Source organism: Nonomuraea sp. NPDC051941 (genome assembly GCF_044593615.1).
The window spans coordinates 17,895-42,516 of sequence record NZ_JBIUCF010000010.1 but is presented as its reverse complement, the minus strand read 5'-3'; the positions used below and the strand labels follow the sequence as shown (position 1 = coordinate 42,516).

Annotated in this window: 20 protein-coding genes; 12 read left to right on the top strand and 8 right to left on the bottom strand. The window is 70.8% G+C overall.

The features are described 5' to 3' along the window. Positions 1-6 precede the first annotated feature (6 nt). Positions 7-252 carry a dihydrodipicolinate reductase C-terminal domain-containing protein gene (locus tag ACIHFD_RS18565; RefSeq protein ID WP_397367954.1) on the bottom strand — a complete coding sequence of 82 codons (246 nt, stop codon included), beginning with the start codon at positions 250-252 and terminating at the stop codon, positions 7-9. Between the two features lie 4 nt (positions 253-256). Further along, positions 257-427, bottom strand: coding sequence for a hypothetical protein (locus ACIHFD_RS18560; protein ID WP_397367953.1), 171 nt, complete (start codon positions 425-427; stop codon positions 257-259). A 77-nt stretch (positions 428-504) separates the two neighbouring features. Here ACIHFD_RS18560 and ACIHFD_RS18555 point away from each other — a divergent pair, with 77 nt between their 5' ends. Then, positions 505-1,734 carry a serine hydrolase domain-containing protein gene (locus ACIHFD_RS18555; RefSeq protein WP_397367952.1) on the top strand — a complete coding sequence of 410 codons (1,230 nt, stop codon included), beginning with the start codon at positions 505-507 and terminating at the stop codon, positions 1,732-1,734. Here the strand turns inward: ACIHFD_RS18555 and ACIHFD_RS18550 are convergent. From ACIHFD_RS18550 to ACIHFD_RS18535, 4 genes are all read right to left on the bottom strand, one after another. Then, the gene (locus tag ACIHFD_RS18550) at positions 1,719-3,893 is read right to left on the bottom strand and encodes a fibronectin type III domain-containing protein (protein ID WP_397367951.1); all 2,175 of its coding nucleotides are present in this window, start codon (positions 3,891-3,893) and stop codon (positions 1,719-1,721) included. The genes ACIHFD_RS18555 and ACIHFD_RS18550 overlap by 16 nt on opposite strands. Positions 3,894-4,084: 191 nt before the next feature. Further along, on the bottom strand, positions 4,085-6,781 hold the full coding sequence (locus ACIHFD_RS18545; protein ID WP_397367950.1) for a PQQ-binding-like beta-propeller repeat protein: 2,697 nt from the start codon (positions 6,779-6,781) through the stop codon (positions 4,085-4,087). Position 6,782: 1 nt separating this feature from the next. Beyond that, entirely contained in the window at positions 6,783-7,523 is a 741-nt protein-coding gene (locus ACIHFD_RS18540; RefSeq protein WP_397367949.1) for a hypothetical protein, read from the bottom strand. A gap of 258 nt (positions 7,524-7,781) precedes the next feature. Continuing rightward, positions 7,782-8,390: a TetR family transcriptional regulator gene (locus ACIHFD_RS18535; RefSeq protein ID WP_397367948.1), complete on the bottom strand. Its 609-nt coding sequence runs from the start codon at positions 8,388-8,390 to the stop codon at positions 7,782-7,784. An 87-nt stretch (positions 8,391-8,477) separates the two neighbouring features. On the opposite strand from ACIHFD_RS18535, the gene ACIHFD_RS18530 reads away from it, so the two are divergent. Further along, positions 8,478-9,269, top strand: coding sequence for an SDR family NAD(P)-dependent oxidoreductase (locus ACIHFD_RS18530; protein WP_397367947.1), 792 nt, complete (start codon positions 8,478-8,480; stop codon positions 9,267-9,269). A gap of 115 nt (positions 9,270-9,384) precedes the next feature. Further along, positions 9,385-10,740: an OFA family MFS transporter gene (locus ACIHFD_RS18525; RefSeq protein WP_397367946.1), complete on the top strand. Its 1,356-nt coding sequence runs from the start codon at positions 9,385-9,387 to the stop codon at positions 10,738-10,740. 103 nt (positions 10,741-10,843) lie between these two features. Here ACIHFD_RS18525 and ACIHFD_RS18520 read toward each other — a convergent pair whose 3' ends face one another. Continuing rightward, positions 10,844-13,735 carry a CBM35 domain-containing protein gene (locus ACIHFD_RS18520; protein WP_397367945.1) on the bottom strand — a complete coding sequence of 964 codons (2,892 nt, stop codon included), beginning with the start codon at positions 13,733-13,735 and terminating at the stop codon, positions 10,844-10,846. Positions 13,736-13,859: 124 nt separating this feature from the next. On the opposite strand from ACIHFD_RS18520, the gene ACIHFD_RS18515 reads away from it, so the two are divergent. From ACIHFD_RS18515 to ACIHFD_RS18495, 5 genes are read left to right on the top strand one after another with little or no spacing between them, the layout of a single operon-like run. Continuing rightward, on the top strand, positions 13,860-14,444 hold the full coding sequence (locus tag ACIHFD_RS18515; RefSeq protein WP_397367944.1) for a hypothetical protein: 585 nt from the start codon (positions 13,860-13,862) through the stop codon (positions 14,442-14,444). Positions 14,445-14,462: 18 nt separating this feature from the next. Next, the gene (locus ACIHFD_RS18510; RefSeq protein WP_397367943.1) at positions 14,463-15,176 is read left to right on the top strand and encodes a fibronectin type III domain-containing protein; all 714 of its coding nucleotides are present in this window, start codon (positions 14,463-14,465) and stop codon (positions 15,174-15,176) included. 7 nt (positions 15,177-15,183) lie between these two features. After that, a complete protein-coding gene (locus tag ACIHFD_RS18505) occupies positions 15,184-16,494 on the top strand; it encodes an ABC transporter substrate-binding protein (protein ID WP_397367942.1) in 1,311 nt (436 codons plus the stop codon). Continuing rightward, positions 16,494-17,429, top strand: coding sequence for a carbohydrate ABC transporter permease (locus ACIHFD_RS18500; protein WP_397367941.1), 936 nt, complete (start codon positions 16,494-16,496; stop codon positions 17,427-17,429). Before ACIHFD_RS18505 ends, ACIHFD_RS18500 begins: the two co-directional genes overlap by 1 nt. Continuing rightward, on the top strand, positions 17,426-18,256 hold the full coding sequence (locus ACIHFD_RS18495) for a carbohydrate ABC transporter permease (RefSeq protein ID WP_397367940.1): 831 nt from the start codon (positions 17,426-17,428) through the stop codon (positions 18,254-18,256). The genes ACIHFD_RS18500 and ACIHFD_RS18495 overlap by 4 nt, the downstream gene beginning before the upstream one ends. On the opposite strand, the gene ACIHFD_RS18490 is transcribed toward ACIHFD_RS18495, so the two are convergent. After that, positions 18,231-20,297, bottom strand: coding sequence for a glycogen debranching N-terminal domain-containing protein (locus ACIHFD_RS18490; protein WP_397367939.1), 2,067 nt, complete (start codon positions 20,295-20,297; stop codon positions 18,231-18,233). The genes ACIHFD_RS18495 and ACIHFD_RS18490 overlap by 26 nt on opposite strands. A 162-nt stretch (positions 20,298-20,459) precedes the next feature. Here ACIHFD_RS18490 and ACIHFD_RS18485 point away from each other — a divergent pair, with 162 nt between their 5' ends. Genes ACIHFD_RS18485 through ACIHFD_RS18470 form a run of 4 tightly spaced genes read left to right on the top strand, consistent with a single transcriptional unit; the run spans position 20,460 to position 24,593 of the window. After that, on the top strand, positions 20,460-21,443 hold the full coding sequence (locus ACIHFD_RS18485) for a LacI family DNA-binding transcriptional regulator (RefSeq protein ID WP_397367938.1): 984 nt from the start codon (positions 20,460-20,462) through the stop codon (positions 21,441-21,443). A gap of 39 nt (positions 21,444-21,482) precedes the next feature. Next, on the top strand, positions 21,483-22,733 hold the full coding sequence (locus tag ACIHFD_RS18480; protein ID WP_350742829.1) for an extracellular solute-binding protein: 1,251 nt from the start codon (positions 21,483-21,485) through the stop codon (positions 22,731-22,733). After that, positions 22,730-23,755, top strand: coding sequence for a sugar ABC transporter permease (locus tag ACIHFD_RS18475; RefSeq protein WP_350742831.1), 1,026 nt, complete (start codon positions 22,730-22,732; stop codon positions 23,753-23,755). The genes ACIHFD_RS18480 and ACIHFD_RS18475 overlap by 4 nt, the downstream gene beginning before the upstream one ends. Next, positions 23,748-24,593 carry a carbohydrate ABC transporter permease gene (locus ACIHFD_RS18470; protein WP_350742833.1) on the top strand — a complete coding sequence of 282 codons (846 nt, stop codon included), beginning with the start codon at positions 23,748-23,750 and terminating at the stop codon, positions 24,591-24,593. Before ACIHFD_RS18475 ends, ACIHFD_RS18470 begins: the two co-directional genes overlap by 8 nt. Positions 24,594-24,622 lie beyond the last annotated feature (29 nt).

Sequence of the window (24,622 nt, the reverse complement as noted above, 5' to 3'; positions counted from 1 at the left end):
GGCCGGTCAGCCCCTGAAGAGCAGTGAGTCCAGTCCCCTGCGCACACCGGTCTCCTCGCCCGCGTGGCGCACCGCCAGCAGCGTCCCGGCCACGTACGGGCTGGGGTCGGTGCCGGGGTCGTGCCGCATGACCAGGCGTTCCCCCGGACCGCCGAACACGATCTCGGTGCTCACCACGAAACTGGGCAACCGTACCGAGTGGATGCGGCTCCCGGCGACCTCGGCGCCGGGCGGCCGCCACCGATCAACCACAGGATCAGCCGTCCAGCAGGCGCCGGACGTCCTCCAGGAGTTTCGCGTCGGCGGCCAGATGCGCCTCGGCGTTGTCGAACAGGGCGTCGGCCAGCGGCGACAGCCCCGCCTTCGCCTCGCGCCCGGCGGCGAGCGCCACCCGGCGGGCCTCCAGCTCCCGGAACGAGGCCGCCACCAGGTCCCGTGCCTCGCCGGACTCCAGGAGCGCGTGCCAGCGCAGCGCCAGCGCGAAGTCGGACCTCGTGGAGTGCGGTGCTGGTCGCCCGCGGCGACCGGCGGCTCTTCGCCAAGGGGTACGGCCACGCCGACCACGAGCGCGGCGTGCCCAACACGCCGGCGACGGCGTTCCGCATCGGATCGCAGACCAAGACGTTCACCGCGATCGCGATCCTGCAACTGCAGGAGCAGGGCAGGCTCCGCGTCACCGACCCGCTCGCCCACCACCTGCCCGGTTACCCGCACGGCGCGCGGATCACCCTGCACCACCTGCTGACCAACACCTCGGGCATCCCGGACTACGTCACGACGGACGGCTTCACCCGCGTCATGGGGACGCCGCGCACCCGGCGGCACATCGTCGACGACTTCAAGGACCGGCCCCTGCTGTTCGAGCCGGGCACGCGGATGAGTTACAGCAACTCGGGCTGGATCCTGCTGGGCGAGGTGATCGAGCGGCTGTCCGGCCTGACCTACGGCGAATACCTGCGCCGGAACGTCTTGGCCCCCTTGGCCATGGAGCGCAGCGGCCTGGCCGACGGCACCGGGACGGCCGCCGGCTACATGTCGGTCGACGGCCGGCTCACCAGGACCCCGTACCTGGACGACTCCAACCAGGACGCTGCCGGCGCGCTCCACTCGACGGTCGAGGACCTGCACCGCTGGAACCGCGGCCTGCCCCGGCTGCTGCGGCGCGAGTCGCTGGCGGAGCTGTTCAGGCCGCATGTCGAGGCCGACGGCACCGGGTACGGGTACGGCTGCGTGGTGAGCGCGGACCGGGTGGAGAGCGCGGGGGGCACCATCGGATTCGTCAGCGTCTCAGCCCATTACCGGCACGACGACCTGTTCGTGACCGTTCTGTCCAACATCGAGAACGCCGCCTTCTCCGAGATCGAGTCCGCGCTGGCGGCGATCGCCCGTGGCGAGCCGTACGAGCTGCCGAGCCGGCGCGTCTTCGTCACCGTCGCCCCGGACATCCTCGACCGGCACACCGGCCGCTACACCATGCGGTACATGGGACGTACGTCCACGATGGACGTCACGCGGGAGGGCGAGCGGCTCATGGTGGAGGTGCACGGGCTGGTCAGGACGGAGCTGCGCCCGATGTCGGAGACCCGCTTCTTCGCCAGGATGAAGGGCGAGGTCGAGCTGGACTTCCTGGCGAACGGCGAGGTCGCGCTCGACTGGGCGGGTCACGAGGTCACCGCCCGGCCCGCCCACAGTGGTGAGGAGCGGGCGGGCCGGGGCGGTCAGGCGCAGGTGTAGCCGGAGGGGAGGGCGGTGTTGCCGTTGGGGCGGGTCGCCTGGAAGCCGACGCCGGCGGTGGCGGCTCCGGGGGCGAGGGTGCCGTTGTGGCTGACGTTCTTGATGGTCACGGTCTGCCCGCTGACGGTGGCGGTGCCGTTCCACGAGCCGGTCAGCGTGTGCCCGGCCGGCAGCGTGAAGGTGACCGTCCATCCGTTGATCGTCGAGGTGCCGGTGTTGGTGATGGTCAGGGGCTGGATGACGTACCCGGTGGCCCACTGGGTCTGGACGGTGGGGACGGCCGTGCACGTTCCGGTGGAGGTGCCGGGCTGGGTGGTGACCTGTGCGGTGTTCGAGACCGGCGAGGTGTTGCCCGCGGCGTCGCGCGCCCTGACCTGGTAGCGGTAGGTGGTGCTCGGGGTCAGGCCCGTGTCGCTGAACGAGGTCGTGGCCGAGGTGCCGACCTGGGTGAACGTGCCACCGCTCGCGCCGGGCGCGCGCAGGATGTCGTAGCCGGCGACGCCGGTGTCGTCCGTCGAGGCCCTCCAGCCCAGGGTCGTGCCCGTGGACGTGGTCGCCGAGGCCGCCAGGCCGGCCGGGGCCGTCGGCGGCGAGGTGTCGCCACCGCCGGTCGTCGTCGTGAACGTGACCGGTGGCGAGTCGCCGGACAGGTTGCCCGCGCCGTCCCGTGCCCGCACGTACACCTGGTACTGGGTGTTCGCGGTCAGCCCGGTGAGGGTGATCGAGTTGGTGGCGGACTGGCCGAGTTGCGGGTCGGTGGTGCCCTGCTCGCGGTAGACGTTGTAGCCGGCCAGGCCGGAGCCGCCCTGGTCGGTGGACGCGGCCCAGGTCAGCATGGCGCCGGTGACGGTCACGTTGGACGCGGCCGGGGTGCCCGGCGTGCTCGGCGGGGTGGTGTCGCCGGAATCGCCGAGCGTGGGAGTCTGCCAGTCTCTCCACTCGGCCAGATTGCCGAGCGCCTTGGACGAGATCCTGATCGCGCCAGGAGCATTGCCCGTCTTCAGCAGGAACTTCTGGATGTTCTGCTGGAGCGGGGTCCGCCATTCCGCCCGGTTGGCGCAGTGGTTGCCGTCCTGGATGTCGGACCAGTACGTGATGTTGTCTCCCGCGCCGAGCGCCTTGTAGACCTCCGCCCCGCCCAACGCCGCCACGCTGGCGGACTTGGGTCCGAGATTGGTGATGTGCGGATTGTCCATGATGAACAGTCCGCGCGGCGCGACCATGGCCACCATTTCATGCGTGTCCACCGGCAGCCTGGCCGGGCTGCTCGTGAAGGAGCCGAACGCGTCGCCCAGCCACGGCTGCTCTCCGTACGCGCTGCTCAGGCTCTGGGCGCCCTCCCCGGGAATTCCGCGGAAGATGGGAACGCCGGCGCTGCCCGACTCGATCGGCATGGTCAAGGCGATGCGCTGATCGAACGCGCCGATCACGAAAGCGCCCTTTCCGAAGCGCGAGCATCCCGTGACGCCGGTCGCATCAGCTTTGAGAATGCCGCCGCCCGACTGTTCGATGACGTCGATGATCCGGCTCACGCCCCAGGCCCAGGCGAGCAGCAGCCCCGTGCTGCTGGAGGAGCCGTAGATGCTGTAGAACGTGCCCTGCTTGTTATTGCGTGGCGTGCCCTCTTTCCCGACCGCGTACGGGTCGTAATTGATGACGGCGGCGCCGGCCGCTTTGATGGCGGCCGTGTCCGCGCCGAATCCGCCCACGACGACGACGGCCGGGAAAGGTCCGGAACCGCTCGGCAGATCGACGCTCGCCGAGAAACTCGAGCTCTTGCCGTTGTGGTTCACGTTCACGGTGATGCCGGTCCTCGAAACCGTTCCGGTGACGCCGGCCGGTTTTCCCGGCTTCTCACCGTAGACGAATTTCTCCGCCAGCTTCTTGATCTCCTGGCGTCGGCACCGCCAGTCGGACCTGGCGGAGATGCGCGTACCGTCCAGCTTCTTGAAGGGGTCGGGAAGCTTGGAGTTGGTGGGTAAGGAGCCCGCGTCGGGCAGGCCGGTCACCGTGCAGTCGGCGCCCTCGTCCTCGACTCCGGCCGCCGCGACGGCCTCGGGGGGCGCTACCGTCACCGCTCCGGCGATCGACAGCGCCGCTGCCGCCGTCAGCGCGACGACCCTCGTACGGATCTTGGAGCGGGCCAAGCTGGTGATCACCAGGGCTCTCCCTTCCGGGTGAAGTGTTGGCGATCAGTCTGGGAACCCCTATGAAACATGTCAATATAGGACAGAAATATTTCAAAGCTCAATCTTTTGCCTGGATTGTGAGCTGGGAATATATCAGCGCGAATGTCGAAACTTTCGGAGATCGGGCGATGCATAGGGCACCTCTGTCCCCATAGAGCCCGCTATCCCGAAAGTTTCGAGATATCGCCGTTCGAGCCGCCGACGTACACGAAGGCGCCTGCCACGACCGGCCGGGTTTCGATGGGGCTCCCGGTTGGGAAGCTCCGGCGCACCGTGCCGGTGGCGGGGTCGAGCGCGTGCAACGTTCCCGCGCCGTCCCCGATGTGAATGGTCCCGCCTGCCGCGACCGGGCCCGCCGGGCGGCCCTTGCCCAGCGGGAACGACCATCGCGACGCGCCGGTGGTGGCGTCGAGCGCGTGCAGCGCGCTGTCGGCCCCTGTGGCGTACACGAGTCCGGAGGCCACGGCGGCATCCCATCGGTAGCCGGGTTTGTCGCCTTCGGTCCGGAAGCGCCACAGCCCCGTGCCGGAGGCGGCGTCCAGCGCGTACGTCGTGCCGTCCCTGCCGCCGAGGTACACGGCCCCTCCGGCCGCCACCGGGCGGAAGTCGACGGAACCGGCGATCTCCGAGCTCCACCGGGCCTTCCCGGAGGCGGCTTCCAGGGCGTGCACCTCGCCATCGGTGCTCGCGGCGTAGACGATCCCGCCGGCTCGCGCCAGATAGGTGTGGTCTCGTGCTCCGCCGGCCCGGAAACGCCATTTCCGGGCTCCCGAGGCTGCGGCCAGCGCGTACACCATGCCGTGGTCGCCGCCGACGTGGACGACGTCGCCGGCCAGCACAGGGTCGGGGTTGAGGACGTCGCCCTCCGGCCGGAAGCCCCACGCCCGCCTGCCGGAGGCGGCGTCGAGCGCCACGACCTCGGCGTTCGCGGACCAGGCGGGGCTCCTGGTCCAGACGTAGAGGCGGCCCGCCGCGCCCACCAGGTCGCCGGCCACGTTGAGCCTGCGGCTCCACCTCGGGCGGCCGGTGGCGGCGTCCAGCGCCGTCAGCCTGCCGGACGTGTTCGCGACGAAGACGGTGCCGTCCATCACCACGTGATCGAACTGAACGGGGCCGCCGGTCCGGAAGCTCCACCGCAGCCCGCCGGTGGCGGCGTCCAGCGCGGAGACCGTGCCGTCGCCGCTCGTGGCGTACACGACACCGCCGGCCACCACCGGCTCGGCGTGGACGGCCCCGTCGGTCGGATGGATCCAGCCGCGCTCGCGGACGGGGCCAGGAGCGCGGGCGCCCGGCTGGTAGCGGGCGAGCAGATTGTCCCGCAGCAACGGGGAGAGGAGCCGCACGGCCTGCCGTGAGGTGGAGCTCAGCCGGACGATGACGGGGCCCGCGTTGACGATCGTCGCGCCGTGGAGTCCGTTCGTCCTGGCCACGGTGTAGGAGAGGAGGTCCGGGCGCTGGGTGGTGCGGTCGACGGCATCGGTCCCCTTGACGGCGCCCGCCTCGGCGGTGAACAGCTTCCGCGCGGCCGCGCTCGACGGGGACACCCATTCCACGGAGAGCGAGACGACGGCGCCATCGTCCGTGGGCGGTATCCAGTCGCATGTCGCCGGTTTCGGCAGCGCCGGATCGTCCTGTCCGGGCACCGCGCGGTAGCCGTCCGCGAGGACGGACAGGTCGCGGCCGGTCAGCAGGGAGCAGGCGTCCGGCCAGGCGCTCGCCGGGACGCCGCCGAACCGGGCAGACCCGTGGGAGAGCCCGTAGCTCAGCTTGTACGCGATGAGGCGGCCGTCACCGTACACGAAAGCCAGGTCCCGGATCGCCCCGACGAGGGACACCGTCCGCGCGGGCAGGTCGAGCGGCAGCGCGCCGAGCCGTCCGGTGGTGGGGTCCAGGGAGGTCAGGTACGCGGGCAACGGCCATCCGTTGTGCAGGAGGAGCGCGTCGTTGCCGGCCGTCACGGGGTACGAGCCGGCGAACAGGGGCGCGCTCCAGCGGGTCGGGTTCATGACCCGCGCGGCTTTCGGGGCGGTGGACGCCGGGCGGCCGTCCGGACCGTAGAAGAAGTCCTCCTCCCCCACCGAGGCGTGGACATATCCATCCGCATTGGCCGTGAGGGTCATCGGCGGGCCTCCGTCCGGCGGCGAGGCGAGCGACGACAGCAGGCGCGCCCAGCCGGGCCGGAGCGTGCGCGGATCCATCGAGGCGAGCCGCACCTGGCTGCTCGCGCAATAGCTGAGCAGCATCACCGATCGGGCGGTCGCGGCGCCTTGAAGGTCGCAGCCTCGCGGGTACGTCGCCCGCACCGTGGTCGCGCCGGTCCGGAGATCGAGGGCCTGGAGGTCGAAGGGTTCGGCAGGCCGCTCGAACACCACGATGCCGCGCTCGGTCACCATGATCCGCGGGCCCCGGTACACGCCGGCGCCGATCGCCGGGGCCCGATGAGTGGAGACGGCGATCGTGCGCCGCCACAGCGTGGCGCCCGTGGCCAGGTCCAGGCCGATCAGGGCATGGGCGGCGACGTCGGGCGTTCCTCGCGACACGACCAGCGTGTCCGCCGCGATCCACACGCCGGTGACGGGGGCGGCGGGAGCCGGGCCTGCGGGGACGGTGCGCCGGAGCTCACCTGTACGCGGATCGTGGATCCGTACGGTGCCCTGGAGTGTCGCCATGGCGACCGCGCGTTCGGACACGGCGTAGCGCGGAGTCTCGAAGGGCGGCTCACCGGTGCCGGCGTCCGCGGGCGCCGACCACGCCACGCGCCACTCGACGGGTACGAGCGAGAGCCGCGCAGCGTCCGCGGACGAGCAGGCCGCCAGGACCACCACGAGCAGGATCGCCCCCGCGCGCCGCCCGAGCACGTCAGCACCCCTTGACCTTTTGGATCTTACGCTCGATCGCGCACGCCTGGCCGCGTGAGATCGGCTGCCAGCCGCCGAGCGAGGAGACGGCGTAGTAGGCCCTGTAGGCGTCGGCGATGCCGGTCACCCGGAACGGGCTCTTCCCCGGCCCTTCGATCGTCACCTGCTCGGTCCGGTCCTCCGCCAGCACGGTGACCAGGAGATCGAACTCGTAATACGCCGCCGTGCCCTTGATCGACATAGAGAGGGTGACCGGCTCGTCCCGTTTCAGGTCTATCTGCTTCTTCCTGAAATACGAAGCGTCCCCTGCGGTGGCGAAGCGGGGAGCCGGCTCGTCGAGGTCAGCGGCGAGCTCGATGGTGTCGGCCTCGCCGGCGGGGGTGTAGACCAGCAGCGCGCCGTCCGACACCGGCTTGCGATCGAGGACCCGCGGCTTGATGTCGACGATGCGTACGCTGCTGCGGTTGCCGATGAGGACGACGGTGACGTTCGCCTGTTCGAGCGGGGCCCGGCGATGGCCCGCCATGATCGTGTCACGGCCCGAACCTGAGGTGTTGCCCAGCAGGGCCGCTCGTTCTCCGGGGTCGGTCACCGGCATCCTCAGGGCGGTGTCCTGCGCGGAGTAGTCGACGGCCACGTGGCCGACCTTGATCGGGGGCGCTCCGCTGATCCGGTCCACCGTGTCGGGTCCGCGGGCGTTGAACCAGGCGGTGAACACGGCGCCGGCCGCCGCGATGAGCACGGCGCTGAGAATGCCCGCCACCCACGTCCGAGCGGCCTTCCACCGCCCGGCCTCCTCCGTCCGAGAGGCGGGAGCCTCATCGGCTCCAGCGGATTTCGCACGCCTTTTGCGGCGCGCCTTGGCCATGAGGCGTCCCCCTGTGCACGGCGAACGGCGACCGACTCTCCCCTTGCTGTATACCTATACGGCTGCGCGCCGTGATGTGGGGCTGTCGACGAATTTCCTATGGCACGGATGGGGCTCGCCCGCTCGCCTTCGTCAGCGGCTGAAGGGCGGCTGGTTGGCGGCGAGGGTGCGGACGGCCGAGACCACGGCCTCGCGGCGCCGGGCCAGGGCCGCCTTGTCGTCCTGCTCGTCGAGGACGAGGCGGCACAGCTGGGGGACGGCGAAGTTCCAGGCGACCAGCCCGAGCACGGTGAACATCCAGTCCTGGGCGGCGCAGGTGCGCTCGGGCCCGTCCAGCCCGGCGCCGACGCCGGCGTCCACGAGGTCGCGCACGTTGTCCCGGTAGGCCTCGCGGCGTTCGTCCTCGCCCTGGACGGGACCCGGGCCGCTCTCCAGGGCCTCCCACAGCAGCAGCCTGATCAGGTCCGGGTGGTCCTGGTACCAGTCGAACAGCTGCCCCACGGAGTCGGCCACCGCACCGGGATCGAGGGTGTCCGCGTGGCAGACCTCGTCGACCTTGGCCTGCACCACGGCACCGAACAACTTCTCCTTGCCCCCGAAGTACAGGTAGATCGCCTGCTTGTTGGCCTTGGCGGCGGCGGCGATGCGCTCCACCCGGGCGCCGGCCAGGCCGTGCGCGGCGAACTCGGCGGTGGCGGACTGGAAGATCCGCTGTCGGGTGGCCTCCGCGTCGTAGCTCATGAACTGAATTAAACCATCCAGTTGACTTTCTGCGCGACATCCGCTTCGATCTAAACCAACCAGATGGTTTATTGCTGAGGAGACATCATGTCCATAGCTCCCGTACCGGTCCGCTCGCCGCTCCCCACCGGCCTGGCCGGCTCCACCGTCGTCCTCATCGGCGGCACCTCGGGCATCGGCTTGTCCGCCGGCGTGCTGCTGGGTGGGGTGGGCGCCCGGGTCGTGCTGGTCGGCCGCGACCAGGCCAGGCTGGCCGCCGCCGTGGACCGCGTACGCGACGCGGCCCCGGCGGACGGCCCGGCGGACTCGGTGCTCGGCATTTCCGCGGACGGGTCGGACGAGGACGCGCTGGCGGAGATCTTCGAGCGGGCCGGACACGTCGACCACGTGCTCGTGACGGCAGGCGGCCTGAGTGGCGCGGGCCCGGTGACCGAGCTCTCCCACGACGACCTCCGCTCGGCCCTGGACACCCGGCTCTGGGGGGCGGTCGTCGCCGCCCGGCTCGCGGCGACCCGGCTGCCGGCGGGCGGTTCGATCACCTTCACCTCGGGCACGTACGTCGTCCGCCCGATCCCCGGGATGACCGGCCCGCTGGCGGCCGTCGGCGCCGTCGAGACCTTCACCAAGGCGCTCGCCGTCGAGCTCGCGCCGAAGCGGCTCCGGGTGAACGCCATCCGCTACGGCACCTTCGACACCCCGCTGCTGCGCACGCTGTCCGGGCTCGACGGCGACGCCGCGGTCGCCAAGGCCGGGGAGGGCTCCCCGCTCGGCCGCTTCGGCACCGCCGATGAGGCCGCCGCGTCGGCGCTGTTCGTGATGGCCAACAACTACGTCACCGGCCAGGTGATCACCGTGGACGGCGGGCAGAGCCTGGCCTGAGCCGGCCGGGGTGAGCGGCCCGGGCGCCGCTCACCCTTGTCCGCTCGTCGCTCGTTTCTGACCGCTCATCGTAAAGATCTTCAATACTGCATACCGTATGTGGTACGCGTGTGAGGTGGCAAGATTCCTCGACCGTTCCCGGATCGTGGCGGCACCCGGCTGGAGCCGGTGGCTGGTGCCGCCCGCCGCGCTCTCGGTCCACCTCGCGATCGGGCAGGCGTACGCGTGGAGCGTGTTCAAGCCCCCGCTGGAGTCCTCCCTTCACCTCTCGGGCACGCAGAGCGCACTGCCGTTCCAGCTGGGTATCGTCATGCTCGGCCTGTCGGCGGCCTTCGGCGGCACGCTGGTGGAGCGCAACGGGCCGCGCTGGGCGATGTTCGTCTCGATGGCCTGCTTCTCCTCCGGCTTCCTGCTGTCCGCGCTCGGCGTGGCCACCCGGCAGTACTGGCTGGTCGTGCTCGGCTACGGCGTCGTGGGCGGGATCGGGCTCGGCATCGGCTACATCTCCCCCGTCTCCACGCTGATCAAGTGGTTCCCCGACCGGCCCGGCATGGCGACGGGGATCGCGATCATGGGGTTCGGCGGCGGCGCGCTCATCGCCTCGCCGTGGTCGGCGCAGATGCTGGAGTCGTTCGGCACGAGCACGGGCGGGATCGCCACCACGTTCCTCGTGCACGGCGTGGTCTACGCGGTCTTCATGACGATGGGCGTGCTGCTGGTGCGCGTGCCGGCGGAGGGCTGGTCGCCGCCGGGGTGGACGCCGCCGGTGGTCGCGTCGAGGCCGCTGATCACCGACGCGGACGTCTCGGCCCGCAACGCGATCCGCACCCCGCAGTTCTACTGCCTGTGGGTCGTGCTGTGCTGCAACGTCACCGCGGGCATCGGGATCCTGGAGAAGGCCGCGCCCATGATCAGGGACTTCTTCGCGGGCACGGCCACGCCGGTCGCGGTGGGCGCGGCGGCGGGGTTCGTCGCGCTGCTGTCGCTGGCGAACATGACCGGCCGCTTCGTCTGGTCCTCCACCTCCGACGTGATCGGCCGCAAGAACATGTACCGCGTCTACCTGGGGGCCGGCGCGCTGCTCTACCTGGTGATCGCGCTGGCGGGCAACTCCTCCAAGCCGCTGTTCATCGTGTGCGCGCTGGGCATCCTGTCCTTCTACGGCGGCGGCTTCGCGACGGTCCCGGCGTACCTGAAGGACCTGTTCGGCACCTACCAGGTCGGCGCGATCCACGGCCGCCTGCTCACGGCCTGGTCCACGGCGGGCGTGCTCGGCCCGCTGATCATCAACGCCATCGCCGACGCGCAGAAGGCGGCGGGGCGGTCGGGGCCGGCGCTCTACACGACCTCCCTCTACATCATGATCGGGCTGCTGGCGGTGGGCCTGCTCGCCAACGAGCTGATCCGGCCGGTGAGCGACAGGTACCACGAGAAGCCGGCCGAGCCGGCCATGGAAGGGCAGGCGACATGACGTCCAGGCGGACCGCCCTGATGGTGCTGGCGTGGGCCTGGGTCGCGCTGCCCTTCGCGTTCGGCGTGTACGAGCTGGTGCTGAAGCTCACGCAGCTGTTCGACTAGCCGAGCGAGATCCGGTCCAGGTCGGGCGCGGCCTCCGTGTCGTTGTAGATCTTGACGGTGTTGGCGCCGGCCCGCAGCGTGACGGGCACGGTCGTGGTGTAGGGGGTGTTGTTGCCGGCGCCGCTCACCTTCACCTCGACCGGCGCCTCGCCGTTGACGCTCACGAAGTACGAGCGCGGCCCGTTGACGGTGAAGTCGATGAACAGCGTGTACTGCCGGGCCTCGGGCACCACGACGTCCTCGAACAGCACGAAGGCGTCGGGGGCGCCGCCGAGGTTGCGGACCTTCTGGCCGCCGGAGCACGGCGAGCAGTTGGTGATGCCCGCGCTGCCGAGCCCGTTGCGCGAGTCCTCGGCCTCGCGCATGAACACCCGGTCGGCGGGGCGTGGCCGGACGCGTACCTGCCGGGTGACCGTGCCGGCCCGGCCCAGCACCTCGAACGCGGCCGTCACCGGGATGTCGGCCGGCGTGACGTCCTGGCCGGGCGGCGAGGTGAGGGTCCAGGTACCTTCGAGGGTCTGCCCGAGCCGCATCGAGGCCGCGGTGACGGGGGCGCCCTCGACGGTCCAGCCGGCGGGGACGACCGGGGCGAGCCGCACCCGGTCGAGCGCGTCGTCGGCGTCGAGGCGCAGCTTGGCCGACACCTTCATCGTCTGCTGCCCGGGGCCGGCCCACTGCAGGCCGCCGGGCTCGACGGTCATGGTCGTCTTGGGCACGTACGAGGCGGGCGGCAGCGGCGCGACCGCCAGGCGGTCCACTCCCGGGCCCTTGGCCGCGTCGCTGAACAGGGTGATCGTGTTGGCCCCGGCCTTGAGCGGCACCGGCAGCGCGGTGGAGAGCGGCACGTCCGGGTTGTCCCCCGGGACCTGGACCTCCACGGGTGCGGCGCCGTTGACGGCGACCTTCAGGGACGTGGGCGTGGCCGCCGTGTGGTCGATCTGCAGGCGGTAGTCGCCGGCCGCCGCCACCGTGACGTCCCGGTAGGTGATCGCGTTGCGCGCCCCGCCGCCGAGCCCGGCGACCTGGGCATGGCCCGAGCACGCCGGGCACAGGTCGGGACGGGCGGCGCCCGAACGGTGCTGACGCTCGGCCTCCAGCGGCACCGGGTCGCCGAAGGAGAGCGGATATTCGTTCGCGACCCTGATCTCGTCGATCTGCAGTTCCCGGAAGAAGCGCGGCGCCTGCGGGCCGGCCCAGGTGTTCAGCACCTCGAGCTTGAGGTAGCGGGCGCGCAGCTCGCCCAGGTCGACGACCTGCGTGCCACGGGCGCTGCGCATCGCGCCGGCGCGGACCGGGCGGCCCCAGTGCCGTCCGTCGTCGCTCGCGTAGACGCGGTAGTCCTTGATCCGCGCGGAGTCCTCGGGGCGGCCGAACGTCTCCCGCGCGTACGTCGGCGACCATTCGCGCTGGCTGACCGCCAGGTACGCGGCCTTGCGCACGCGGCCGAGGTCGAGCGTCACCGAGACCGGCAGGGTCGCGCCGCTGTCCCAGTAGACCTCGTGGCTGCCGTCCACGAGCGCCGCGGCGGGGTGGCCGTCGCGGGAGGCGGACGCGGTGGCCTTGAGCCCGTCGTAGAAGCCCGGGCGGCCGGCCGTCTCGACCTTGAACACCGTGTCGTAGTCGTCCCATCGGGTGATGCCGAGGATGGTCAGGTAGCCGCCGGACTGGCTGAAGCGCATCCGCTCGCCCGTGCGCAGGTCGCTCACCCGGGTCACCCGGTGGCCGTTGTCGCGCAGCCGTACCTGGTCGGTGCTGGGCCTGGTCACGACGTGCACGTACTGGATCTTGGCGCCGGGCTCCACGGTGACGACGCCGTGGGCGCCGTCGTTCCAGAAGCCGGGCTGCAGGCCGCCGTACATGTAGCCGCCGCCCTCGGTGCCCCGCAAGGACTCCTGGATCGGCGGGACCCACATGGACATGAAGGCGTTGAACTCCTCCTGCTGCGGCGGGAAGCGGCCGTTCACCATCGGGGTCTCGGCCATCAGCGACTTTATCGACGAGCCGGCGTTGGTGACGTAACGGCCGGTGCTGAGGCGGAAGTCGACCGGATGGCTGCCGCCGTCGTACCACCAGTCGCCGGTGGTGGGCAGCTTGTAGTCGGCCTCGACCAGGCGCGGCATCGGGGTCCAGGCGGCCTGCGGGTAGTCGTAGGCCGGGGTCATACCGGTCTTCTGCTCGTTGCTGACCGTGTCCATGATCGGGGTGTCCTCGTTGTTGTTGCTCAGCAACCAGGACGGGCGCTTCTCGCGGATCTGCTCGTAGAGCCGGTTCTGCTCCCAGTACTCGTTGTCGTTGTCGATCCAGAACCCCGCCAAGTCCTGATATTTGGCCATTACCTCGAAGAAAAGGTCATAGCTGTACATGCCGAAACCGGCGCGGGTGGTCAGGTCGACCTGCCGCCCCTTGTACGCCGAGTAGGCGGCCGAATCGAGCGTCTCAACCCCCTGCTCGTTGTGCCACTGCGGGTCGTCGGTCATGTAGAGGATGACCCGCACATTCTTGGCTTTCCCGGCGTTCACCAGCTCGCCGAGGAAGTCCCGCTTGGTGCTGCACGAGCCGGGGATCTGCGACGGCCACGGCCGCGCGTACCCGAGCCTGCTGTGGAAGGTCGCCAGCACGATGTACGAGGCTCCCAGCTTGCGGGCCTCGTCCACCCAGTAGTCCGGGCTCCAGCCGCCACCCGTGACGTCGCTCTCCCAGGCCGCGCAGTCGAGGTGGCGCGGCGCGGTGAACATGCCCCAGTGCAGGAACAGCCCGGCGGTCGAGTCGCGTAACCACTCCTGCCTCGGATGCTGAACCTCCGCGCCGGCGGGTGCCGCGCACAGGCTCGCGATCACGGCGAGAACGAGTGCGGCGAGGAGGGTACGGCGATGCGGTCGAAGTCCCATAGATCGCTTCCCTTCAGACATCCGACGAATACAGCAGCCACAGCCCTCGGTCAAGAGACTTGACGCGCCAACGCGCTAAGTGATCCTATGACTTGTGATAGGAAAGTTTCCTAATGGAGGGTCGATGCGATTACTCACCACGAGCGCGCTGACCGCCGGACTGCTGCTGCCCGCCCTCCCGGCCGCGGCCGACCCCGTGGAATCGGGGCCGTGGACCTCGTACTCGCCCACGTTCACCGTCCAGGAGCGGGGCTGCGGCGACGTCGGCGACCTGACGTTCAAGCTGACCTGCTCGACCGACAGCGGCGACCAGCGGGCCGAACGGCGCTACGCCACCTACTCCGACGGCACGCGCCAGTTCGAGGGCTACTTCAAGATCACCAGCCTGCCCGGTTCGCGGATCAGCCTCAAGCAGACGTTCAAGACCACGGGCCCGTTCTTCATGCTCGCCGTCGAGCGCGGCGGACGGCTGTACGCGGTGCACGGCGGCGACACGATCGCCACGGGCGCGACGATCGGCGCCACGGTCCGCGTCAACACCGTCCACGTGGTCGGCAGCGTGCACCGGACCTATATCAACGGGTCGCTGAAGCACACCGTGGCCAGCGAGAGCGGCAGCTTCTACGACAAGTTCGGGGCGTACCGGACGGCCAGCGGGCAGGGGCCCGCCACGGTCGAGTGGAGCGGCGTCCGCTTCTGGCGTAAGTAGGGGGCGATGAGGGCCCGGATGGTGTTGGTGCTGATGGCGACGGTGGTCGCCGGGTGCGCGGCCCCGCAGCAGGAGCGGCCGCAGGATCCGGCGGTCCGGCTGGAGGCCGCGCTCGTGTCACCGACCGACATCGCGCTGCGCTGGCAGGGCCGCGATCCGGGCGCCGCCGGGCACGTGATCGAGTTCGCCACCGAGCCTCAGGGGCCGTACACGATCCTGGGTTTCCTGCCGCCGGAGCAGACCGCGTACACCCATCCCGACCTGATGCCGCGCACCACGTTCCACTACCGGCTGCGGCCCTACTACGGCGCGGCCTCCGCGCCCGTCGACGTCACGCTCGGCGACGGCCCGTACCCGAAGCCCGGCCCCGGCTGGGCCGAGCCGCGCGTGATCCCGGGAGGGTCCCCCGGGAGCCGGCCGGTGGGCGGCGAAGGGGCCGCGCCCACCGGCCTGACGGCCACGGTGACGCAGGCCGACGGCGTCGCGTTCCGGTGGGCCGACCGGGCCCGCGACGAGGAGGGCTTCCTGCTGGAGGACCGGCCCGCCGACCGGCCCGACTACCGCGTGACCGCCGTGCTGGCGCCGGACGTCAACGCGTTCGGCCTGGTGACCCTGCCCGAGGAGCGGCACGCGTCGTACCGGGTGCGCGCCTTCCGCTACGGCCCGCCATCGAACGTCGTCAGGCGGACGACCGGCGACGACCTCCCATCCCCCACCACCGGAGAAGACTGAGCTCACCATGAACAAGCTGTCCGCGGCCGGAGCGCTCGCGCTGGCCGTCACGTTGGCGCTGAGCGCCTGTTCGAGCGGCACGCCGAGCACGTCCGCCGCACCCTCCACCGGGTCCTCCACCGGGTCCTCCGCCGGGGGCAAGCAGAAGGTCACCTTCCTCGTCTTCCCGTCGCCGAACCTGCCGGAGTCGTACTGGAAGGCCCAGGTCGCGCTGGTGACGAAGGCCAACCCCGACCTCGACGTGGAGCTCGTCGCCGCGCCGTCGGAGTCGGAGCGCAACGACTACGCCAAGCAGCTCGCCGCCTCGGGCCAGCTGCCGGACGTGCAGATCGGCATGCAGGACCTGATCGCGCTGGAGCCGAACCTGGCGACCTGGACCGAGCAGGAGCTCAAGGACTTCATCTGCCCGACCTGCGGTGCGGTCAACGGCAAGGTGCTGCAGCTGCCGGCCAACACCCAGACGATCCCGAACGTCTACTACAGCAAGAAGCTGTTCAAGAAGGCCGGGATCGAGGCGCCGCCGAAGACGTACGCCGAGCTGCTCGCCGACGCCGGCAAGCTCCAGGCCGCCGGGATCACGCCGTTCGTGAGCGGCGGAGTGTTCGTCACCTCCCAGCCGTGGACCGCCATCCTGGCCACCGACCTGTACGCCAGGACCCCCGACTGGATCGCCAAGCGGCGCGCAGGCCAGGTGACGTTCGCCGCCGACCCGGCCATGAAGGCGGCCACGCAGAAGTTCGCCGACCTGGCCGCCAAGGGCTACATCGACAAGCGGCAGATCGGCCAGGACTACCCGAAGACGCAGGAGGCGTTCCTGGGCGGCAAGGGCGCGATGTACCCGATGGGGAGCTGGTTCGCCGCCGCGGCCGACCAGTCGGAGATGAAGGACGACATCGGCGTGTTCGCCTGGCCGAGCGACGACGGGAGCCTGCATCTCCCGGCGTTCACCGGCGGCGGCCTGTCCGTCAGCGCCACGGCCAAGAACATGGCCGCGGCCAAGGAGTTCGCGCTGGCCTTCCAGCTCACCAAGGAGAACCTGGACGCCTCGGTCAAGGCCGACGCGCTCTTCCCCGCCGTCAAGGGCTACACGCCGCCGTCCACCACCGGCCCGGTCTTCAAGGCCGTGTACGACCTGTGGCAGCAGGCGCTCCAGCAGAACGCGACCGTCCCGGCGTTCAGCTGGGAGGCGGGCGACGCGGCGATGCTGCCCGGCATGCAGGGCAAGTTCTGGTCGACCGCGCAGGACCTGGTCAGCGGCAAGAAGACGACGGACCAGGCGCTGGCCTTCCTCGACACCGAATGGGAGAAGAGCGGCTGATGGCCGTCAGCACCACCCATCGCAGGCCCGGCACGCTCACCCGCCCAGGGAGCAGGCGGCCGGCGTGGCCGGGCCTGTGGCACTTCCTGACGTTCGCGGCGCCGGGCACGCTCGTCTACACGTGCCTGGTCCTGCTGCCGATCGCGATGAGCGTCGGCTACAGCCTCACCAACCAGGCGCTGCTCAGGCCGAACACGCAGTTCGTGGGCCTGCGCAACTACGCGCTGCTCCTGCGGGACGAGACGTTCCTGAACTCGCTGCGGGTCACCACGATCCTGACGCTGATCGTGGTCATCGTCCCGAACGTGCTCGGCGTGGCCGTCGCCGTCGTCCTCGACCGGCGCGGCTGGCTCTACAACGCGCTGCGCAGCGTCTTCTTCACGCCGATGGTGATCAGCTCGGTGGTCATCAGCGTGATCTGGACGCGCGTGCTCGCCGACGACGGCCCGGTCAACCAGGGGCTGCGGGCCCTCGGCGTGGCCGAGCCGCCGGGCTGGCTGTCCGACCCGGACATCGCGCTGTACTCCCTGGCGTCCATCGTCTGCTGGCAGATGCTCGGCTTCTGCGTGGTCGTCTACCTGGCCGGGCTGCAGGGCGTGCCGCAGGAGCTGGCCGAGGCGGCCGCGATCGACGGGGCGGGGCCGCTGCGCCGCTTCTGGAAGGTGACCTGGCCGCTGCTGGCGCCCGCGCTGACCATCAACACCGTCGTGCTGCTGATCTCGGCGTTCAAGATCTTCGACCACGTGAAGGTCATCACGAACGGCGGCCCGGGCACGGGCACGACGGCCAGTGTGGCGTTCGTCGTCCTCCAGGAGGGGTTCGTGGAGAACCGCACCGGTTACGCCTCCGCCGAGGCGGTCGTCATGCTCGTCGTCATCGCCGCCCTGTCGGTGGTCACGCTGCGGATCCTGCAGCGCAGGGAGGTTCAGCTATGACCGGTTCGCGGCTGCCGTGGGTGCGCCCGCTGGTGGCGCTGGTCATCGGCGCGGTCTTCTTCATCCCCCTCTACATCGCGCTGATCAACGTCTTCAAGGTGAGCGGCCAGGTCTCCCGCGACACGATGTCGTTGCCCGATCCGTTCACCCTGGACAACCTCACCCGCGTGCTGACCGACCCCGACAGCCTCTTCTGGTCGTCGCTGCGCACCAGCGTCGTGGTCACGTCGCTGTCGATCGTCATCCTGACGCTGCTGTCGGCCATGCTGGGCCACTACCTGGCGCGGCACACCCAGTGGTGGTCGCGCGCGGTCATGGTGCTGCTGCTGTGCGGGCTGATGATCCCGCCGCAGGTCATCCTCATCCCGGTCACGCAGGTGCTGAAGTCGCTCGGGCTGATGTCCACGCTCCAGGGGCTCATCCTGTTCAACGTCGGCTACTACGTGCCGTTCGGGGTGTTCGTCTTCTCCGGGTTCATGAAGGGCATCCCGCGCGAGCTGGAGGAGGCGGCCGCGATCGACGGGGCGACGCGCTGGCAGACGTTCTGGCGCGTCGTCTTCCCCCTCCTGCGGCCGGCCACCGCGAGCGTGCTGATCTTCCTCGGGGTGTGGATCTGGAACGACTTCCTCAACCCGCTGATCATTTACGGCCCCCGCGAGGGCACCACGATCATGACGGGCGTCTACAAGTCGCTCGGCCAGTACGCGGCGGACTTCGGCGGCATGTTCGCGCTGATGTTCCTGGCCACGCTGCCGATCCTGGTCTTCTATCTGCTGCTGCAGAAGCAGTTCGTCAAGGGCCTCACGGGCGGCGCGACGAAGGGGTGACCGTCTCCTCCAGGCGGATGCCCGGGGGCAGGCCCTTGAGCGTGGCGGTGCCGTCGTGGTCCACCCGTACCTCGACCTCGGCGTCCGCCACGCGCAGCCCGGCGGTCAGCGCGCCCAGGGGCGCGCCGGACAGCGGGCGCAGCTCCACCCGGCCCGCCGGCACGTCGGGGTAGAGCCCGGTGGCCGCGTGGGCGATGACGACCGCGGCGGCGGCCGACCACGCCTGGGGGCGGCAGGAGGCCGGGTAGGCCACCGGGCGGCCCACCCGGTCCCGGGCGTCGCCCGCGAACAGCTCCGGCAGCCGGTAGCCGAACGACTCGGCCGCCGCCAGCAGCCCTTCGGCCAGGGTGGTGGCCTGCTCGTCGAAGCCCTCCCTGGCCAGGCCGGCGATGACGATGGCCGTGTCGTGCGGCCAGACGGATCCGCAGTGGTACGACAGCGGGCTGAACCCGCCCTCCTCTGACGACATCGTCCGCAGCCCGAACGCCTCCGCCATGCCGGGAGAGGCCAGCAGGCCGGCGACCTGGGCCGACTCCTCGCGCGAGAGCAGGCCGGTGCCGAGCAGGTGGCCGATGTTGCTGGTCAGGGAGTTCACGGGGCGCTTGTCGCGGTCGAGGGCGAGCGCCGGGAAGGGGCCCTGGGGCCCGTCGACCCAGAAGGCGGCGCGGAAGCGCTCGGCCAGCGTCCCGGCGTAGTCTCGCCATCGGCCGGCCCCCGGGAGGTCGAAGGCGTCCAGGAGGGCGGCCCCGTGCAGGGCGGCCTGGTGGGCGTAGCCCTGCACCTCCGCCAGCGCGATCGGCGGCTCGGCCTGGCGGCCGTCGTGGAAGCGCACCGAGTCGCCCGAGTCCTTCCAGCCCTGGTTGGCCAGGCCGCGCCCGCTGGAGTCGATGTACTCGAGGAACCCGTCCCCGTCGGGGTCGGCGTGGTCGGCGAGCCAGCCCAGCGCCGCCTGGAGGTTCGGCAGCAGCGCCCGCACCTCGGAGTCCGGCAGGCCCCAGCGCCACGCGTCGTGCAGCAGGCTGATCCAGAGCGGGGTGGCGTCGATGGTGCCGTAGTAGGCGGCGGGCAGCCGTCCGCCCTTGTCATCCAGGTCGAAGGCGTCCCGGCGCAGCTCGTGCATGATCTTGCCCGGGGCCTCGCCGGAGTCCGGGTCGAGGCGCCGGCCCTGGCGACGGGCCAGGACGCGCAGGGTGCCCGCGGCCAGCCGGGTGCCGAGCGGGAGCAACATGCGCGCCGCCCAGATGCTGTCCCTGCCGAAGAGGGTCAGGAACCAGGGCGCGCCGGCCGCGAGGAAGGTGTCGCCGGGCTCGCCGGGCTCGGCCAGCCGCAGCGACCGCAGGTCTTCTAGCGACTGGTCCAGCAGCCTGGTGACGCGCCGGTCGGCGGCGGTGACGTGCGGCGGGATCCATTCGAGGGTCGCGGCGGGGGGCACGACGACCGCGGCGGGGTCCTCGACGGCGAGCTCCCAGCGCAGGGTGGCCCGGCCGCGGGGCGGCAGGCTCACCTCCCACCGCAGGCAGGCCCCGTCGCCCGCCGTCGCGTGGGCGCCGTGGCCGGTGACGGTGACGCGGGCGCTGTTGGCGTGCCAGGTCAGGCGTCCGTCCCCGGCCGCGCCCGCCGGTACGGGGGTGCCGGAGCGCCCCGACTTGACCGCCTCGACGGCCGCGAAGTCGCAGGCCAGCTCGACGGTGACGGTGGCCGTGACCGGCGACGACGCGGTGGAGACGATCTCCACCTGCTCGCCCATGCCGAACGGCGACACCTCCCGCGAGCGCTCGATCCGCACCGTGGGGTCGATCGTGCGGTCGCCGAGCCAGCGGGCCAGGGACACGAACCGGGCCTGGCCGGCGGCCCCGGGCGCGTACCCGATGGACTCCGGCTCGCGCCCGTCCACGAGAAGCCGGGCCTGGGACAGCACCCGGCGGTCCGCGCAGAAGAGCCCCTGCACGCCGGCCTGACGGATCTGGCCGTCGGCGTCGCTCAGCGCGCTCGCCGGCGCCATGACGGTGCTGACCAGATCGTGCAGCAGCGGCTGAAGCACTACGTTTCCCCCTGAGGTCAGATTATTGATCACCCCGGGCCTTGACAGACGGACGCCAGGGGTGCAGATTTCGAAACACTCCGCTAACTTTGAACGATCAAATCATGCCGCACCGGACTTTGAACGTTCAACCCCCTCGAAAGGCGATTTATGGCGGAAAAGGTGACGATCACCGATGTGGCGAAGGCAGCAGGCGTGTCGCGCCAGACGGTGTCGAACACGCTCAACAGCCCGGAAGTGGTCCGAGAGGAGACCCGCAAGCACGTCCTCGAGGTGATCGAACGGCTCGGCTACCGCGCCAACCAGGCCGCCCGCCAGATGCGCACCGGCCGCTCCCGCCTGATCGCCATCGGTATCGAGCCCGACGGCGACGGGATCAGCGGCTCGTGGGCCGACCGCTTCCTGCACAGCCTGTCGGAGACGGCCGCGCAGGAGGGGTACCGGATCCTGCTCTACACCGCCGCGGACGACCACGCGGAGATCGCGACGTACGAGGACCTGCTCGGCGCGTACAAGCCGGACGCGTTCGTGCTGACCGGCACCCACCACGACGACCTGCGCGCGGCCTGGCTGCTGGAGCGCGGGCTGCCGTTCGTGGCGTTCGGCCGGCCCTGGAGCGACCTGCCCGACGCGCGCCATCCGTGGGTGGACGTGGACGGCGCCGCGGGCACCGAGGCGGCCACCCGCCACCTGCTGGCCGCCGGTCACCGGCGCATCGGCTTCATCGGCTGGCCGCCCGGCTCGGGCGTGGGCGACGACCGCCGCGAGGGCTGGGCGAGAACGCTGACCGGGCACGATCTGGGCGGGTTGCAGCGAGCGGTCGAGGACGGCATCGCGGCCGGGGAGAGCGCGGCCCGCGACCTGCTCGCGGCCGACCCCGGCGTGACCGCCCTGGTATGCGCGAGCGACTCCCTCGCCCTCGGCGCGCTGCAGGCCCGCGAGCCCGGCCGCCCCGTCGCGGTGATCGGCTTCGACGACACGCCCGCCGCCAGGGCCGTCGGCCTCACCAGCGTCCACCAGCCGCTCGGCGAGGCCGCCGCGGCCTGCGTCGACCTGCTCGCCCGCGCCCTGGAGAGCCCCGACGCCGAGCCGCCGTCGGCGCACGTGCTGCTGCCCCCCTCTTTGGCCATCCGTAAGTCCGCCTGACCCTTAACCCCCCACAACGCGAGAACAGGACCCACCCCGATGACGTCACGTAACCGCCGCGCCGCCGCGATCAGCGGCCTCGCCTGCGCCACGCTCGTTCTGTCGGCCTGCGGCAGCGGCTTCGACGACAAGCCGAGCCAGGCCCCCCAGCAGAGCGGCGGCCAGGTCAACCTGCAGATCCTCATCGGCTCCTCCGGCGAGGCGGAGACCGCGGCCGTCAAGCAGGCCGCCCAGACCTGGGCCTCCTCGGCGGGCGCGGCCGCGACGGTGACGCCCGCGCAGGACCTCGCCCAGCAGCTCGGCCAGGCCTTCGCCGGTGACAGCCCCCCGGACGTGTTCTACGTGGACGCCTCCCGCTTCGCCGACTACGCCAGCGTCGGAGCCCTGGAGCCGTACGGCGACAAGATCAGCCAGCCCGACGACTTCTACCCCTCCCTGCGCACGGCGTTCACCCGTGACGGCAAGCTCTACTGCGCGCCCAAGGACTTCTCCACCCTCGCGCTGATCGTCAACAAGGACCTGTGGTCCAAGGCCGGGCTCACCGACGCCGACGTGCCGACCACCTGGGAGCAGCTCACCTCGGTCGCCGAGAAGCTCAAGGCCAAGGACGTCACCCCGCTGGCGATCGGCCCGACCCGCGACCGCGTCGGCGCGTTCATGGTGCAGGCCGGCGGCTGGCTGACCAGCCCCGACGGCAAGCAGGCCACCGCCGACAGCCCGCAGAACCTCGCGGCCCTCGAGTACGTGCGCTCGCTGGTGTCGGCCAAGCTGGCCCGCTACCCCGACCAGCTCGACGCGGGCTGGGGCGGCGAGGCGTTCGGCAAGGGCAAGGCCGCCATGACCATCGAGGGCAACTGGATCAAGGGCGCGCTCAAGGCGGACTTCCCCGACGTCAAGTACTCGGTCCACGAGCTGCCGGCCGGCCCCAAGGGCAAGGGCACGCTGTCGTTCACGAACTGCTGGGGCATCTCCGCCAAGAGCAAGCACAAGGAGCAGGCCATCTCGTTCGTCGAGGCGATGACCAAGGCCGACCAGCAGATGACCTTCGCCAAAGCGTTCGGCGTCATGCCCTCGCGCCAGTCCGCCAAGGCCGCCTACACTGCCGAGTTCCCCGACGACGGCCCCTTCGTCAACGGCGCCGACTACGCCCAGGGCCCCGTGAACGCCCCCAAGATGGACAGCGTCCTGGCCGACTTCGACACCGGGCTGCAGCAGCTGGCCACCACCGCGCCCAAGACGCTGCTCCAGCGGACGCAGAAGAACATCCAGGCCGCGCTCGGCACGTCATGACCATCAGCAAGACTCGTGAGAACCTGGCGGGCTGGCTCTTCGTGGCCCCCGTCGTGGTGATCCTGGGCCTGTTCATGCTGGCGCCGATCCTCATGGCGCTGTGGGTGAGCCTGACCGACTGGAACGGGCAGGGCAGCCCGTTCCGGGGCAGTGTGCCGTTCGTCGGCGTGGACAACTACACCCGCCTGTTCACCGAGGACGGGCTGGCCAGGCAGGACTTCATGACGAGCGTCCGCAACAACGTCTACTACGTGGCCATCGTGGTTCCGTTGCAGACCGTGCTGGCGCTCGGCCTGGCCCTGGTCGTCAACAGCCGGCTGCTGAAGGGCCGGACGTTCTTCCGCGCCGCGTTCTTCTTCCCGTCGGTGACCAGCTCGGTGGCGATCAGCGTGGTGTTCCTGTTCGTCTTCGCCAACTCCGGCGCGGTCAACGCCCTGCTGGGGATGTTCGGCGTCGACGGGCCCCAGTGGTTCGCCGACTCGCGCGGGGTGCTGCACCTGCTGCTCGGGTCCGTCGGCCTGGTCGATCCGGCGGCCCCGCCGGAGGCCCTGACCTCCGGCGGGCCGTTCGGGCTGTCGTGGTGGGAGTGGCTGTCCGGGCCCAGCGTGGCGATGACGACCATCATCGCGCTGGTCGTCTGGACCACGTCGGGGACGTTCATGCTCATGTTCCTGGCGGCGCTGCAGGACATCCCGGTGTCGCTGGAGGAGGCCGCCATGCTGGACGGGGCGGGCCGCCGCCAGGTCTTCAGGAACGTGACGCTGCCGCTGCTCAAGCCGACCATGTTCCTGGTGCTCACGCTGGGGCTGATCTCGACGTGGCAGGTCTTCGACCAGGTGTACGTGATGAGCCAGGGCAATCCCGCCAAGACCACCCTGACGCCGGCGTTCCTGTCGTACCAGACGGCCTTCCGCAGTTTCGAGTACGGCTCGGGCACCGCGATCTCGTTCGTGCTGTTCGCCATCATCGTGGTGCTGACCCTGGTCCAGCGCTGGGTGATGAGAGAGAGGCGTCATGCGTAAGGACAACGCGCGATCGCTGGCCTCCACGTTCGCCGGCTACTGCATCCTGATCTTCTTCGCGCTCGTCTTCCTCTACCCGTTCGTCATCCAGATCGCCGCCTCCTTCAAGACCGAGTCGGACGCGGCGGCACATCCCCTGTCGCCCATCCCCGACCCGGTGACGCTGGGCGGCTACGAGAAGGTGTTCCTCAACACCGACCTGCCGCTGTGGCTGGGCAACTCGTTGCTGGTGACCGTGGTCATCACGGTCGGGCGCGTGCTGCTCGACTCCATGGCCGGATACGCGCTGGCGCGGCTGCGCTTCCCGGGGCGGCGGGCGATCTTCTCGACGATCATCGCGATGCTGGCGGTGCCGGGCGTGGTGCTGTTCATCCCGAAGTTCCTGGTGCTGAACCAGTTCGGCATGTACGACAGCTACACCGCGCTGATCCTGCCGGTGATCGCGGACGCGGCCGGGGTGTTCATCATGAAGCAGTTCTTCGAGTCGCTGCCGGTCAGCGTCGAGGAGGCGGCGAAGGTGGACGGGGCGGGCGTCTTCCGCACGTACTGGTCGATCGTGCTGCCGATGGCCCGGCCTGCGCTGCTCACGCTCACCATCATCTCCTTCCAGGGCTCCTGGAACGAGTTCGCGCACACGCTGGTGGCGGTGCAGAATCCCGAGCTGTTCACGCTGCCGCGGGGGCTGGCCGACCTGGTGAGCGGGTCGCTGGGCAAGGGCACGCAGTATCCGCTCAAGCTGGGGGCCGCGCTGATGGCGACCATTCCGGTGGCGGTGGTCTTCGTGATCTTCCAGCGGTACTTCGTGCGCGGCGCGAACGAGGGCTCCGACAAGGGCTGAGCGTTCCTCTGGACGTCAGCGGATGTTCA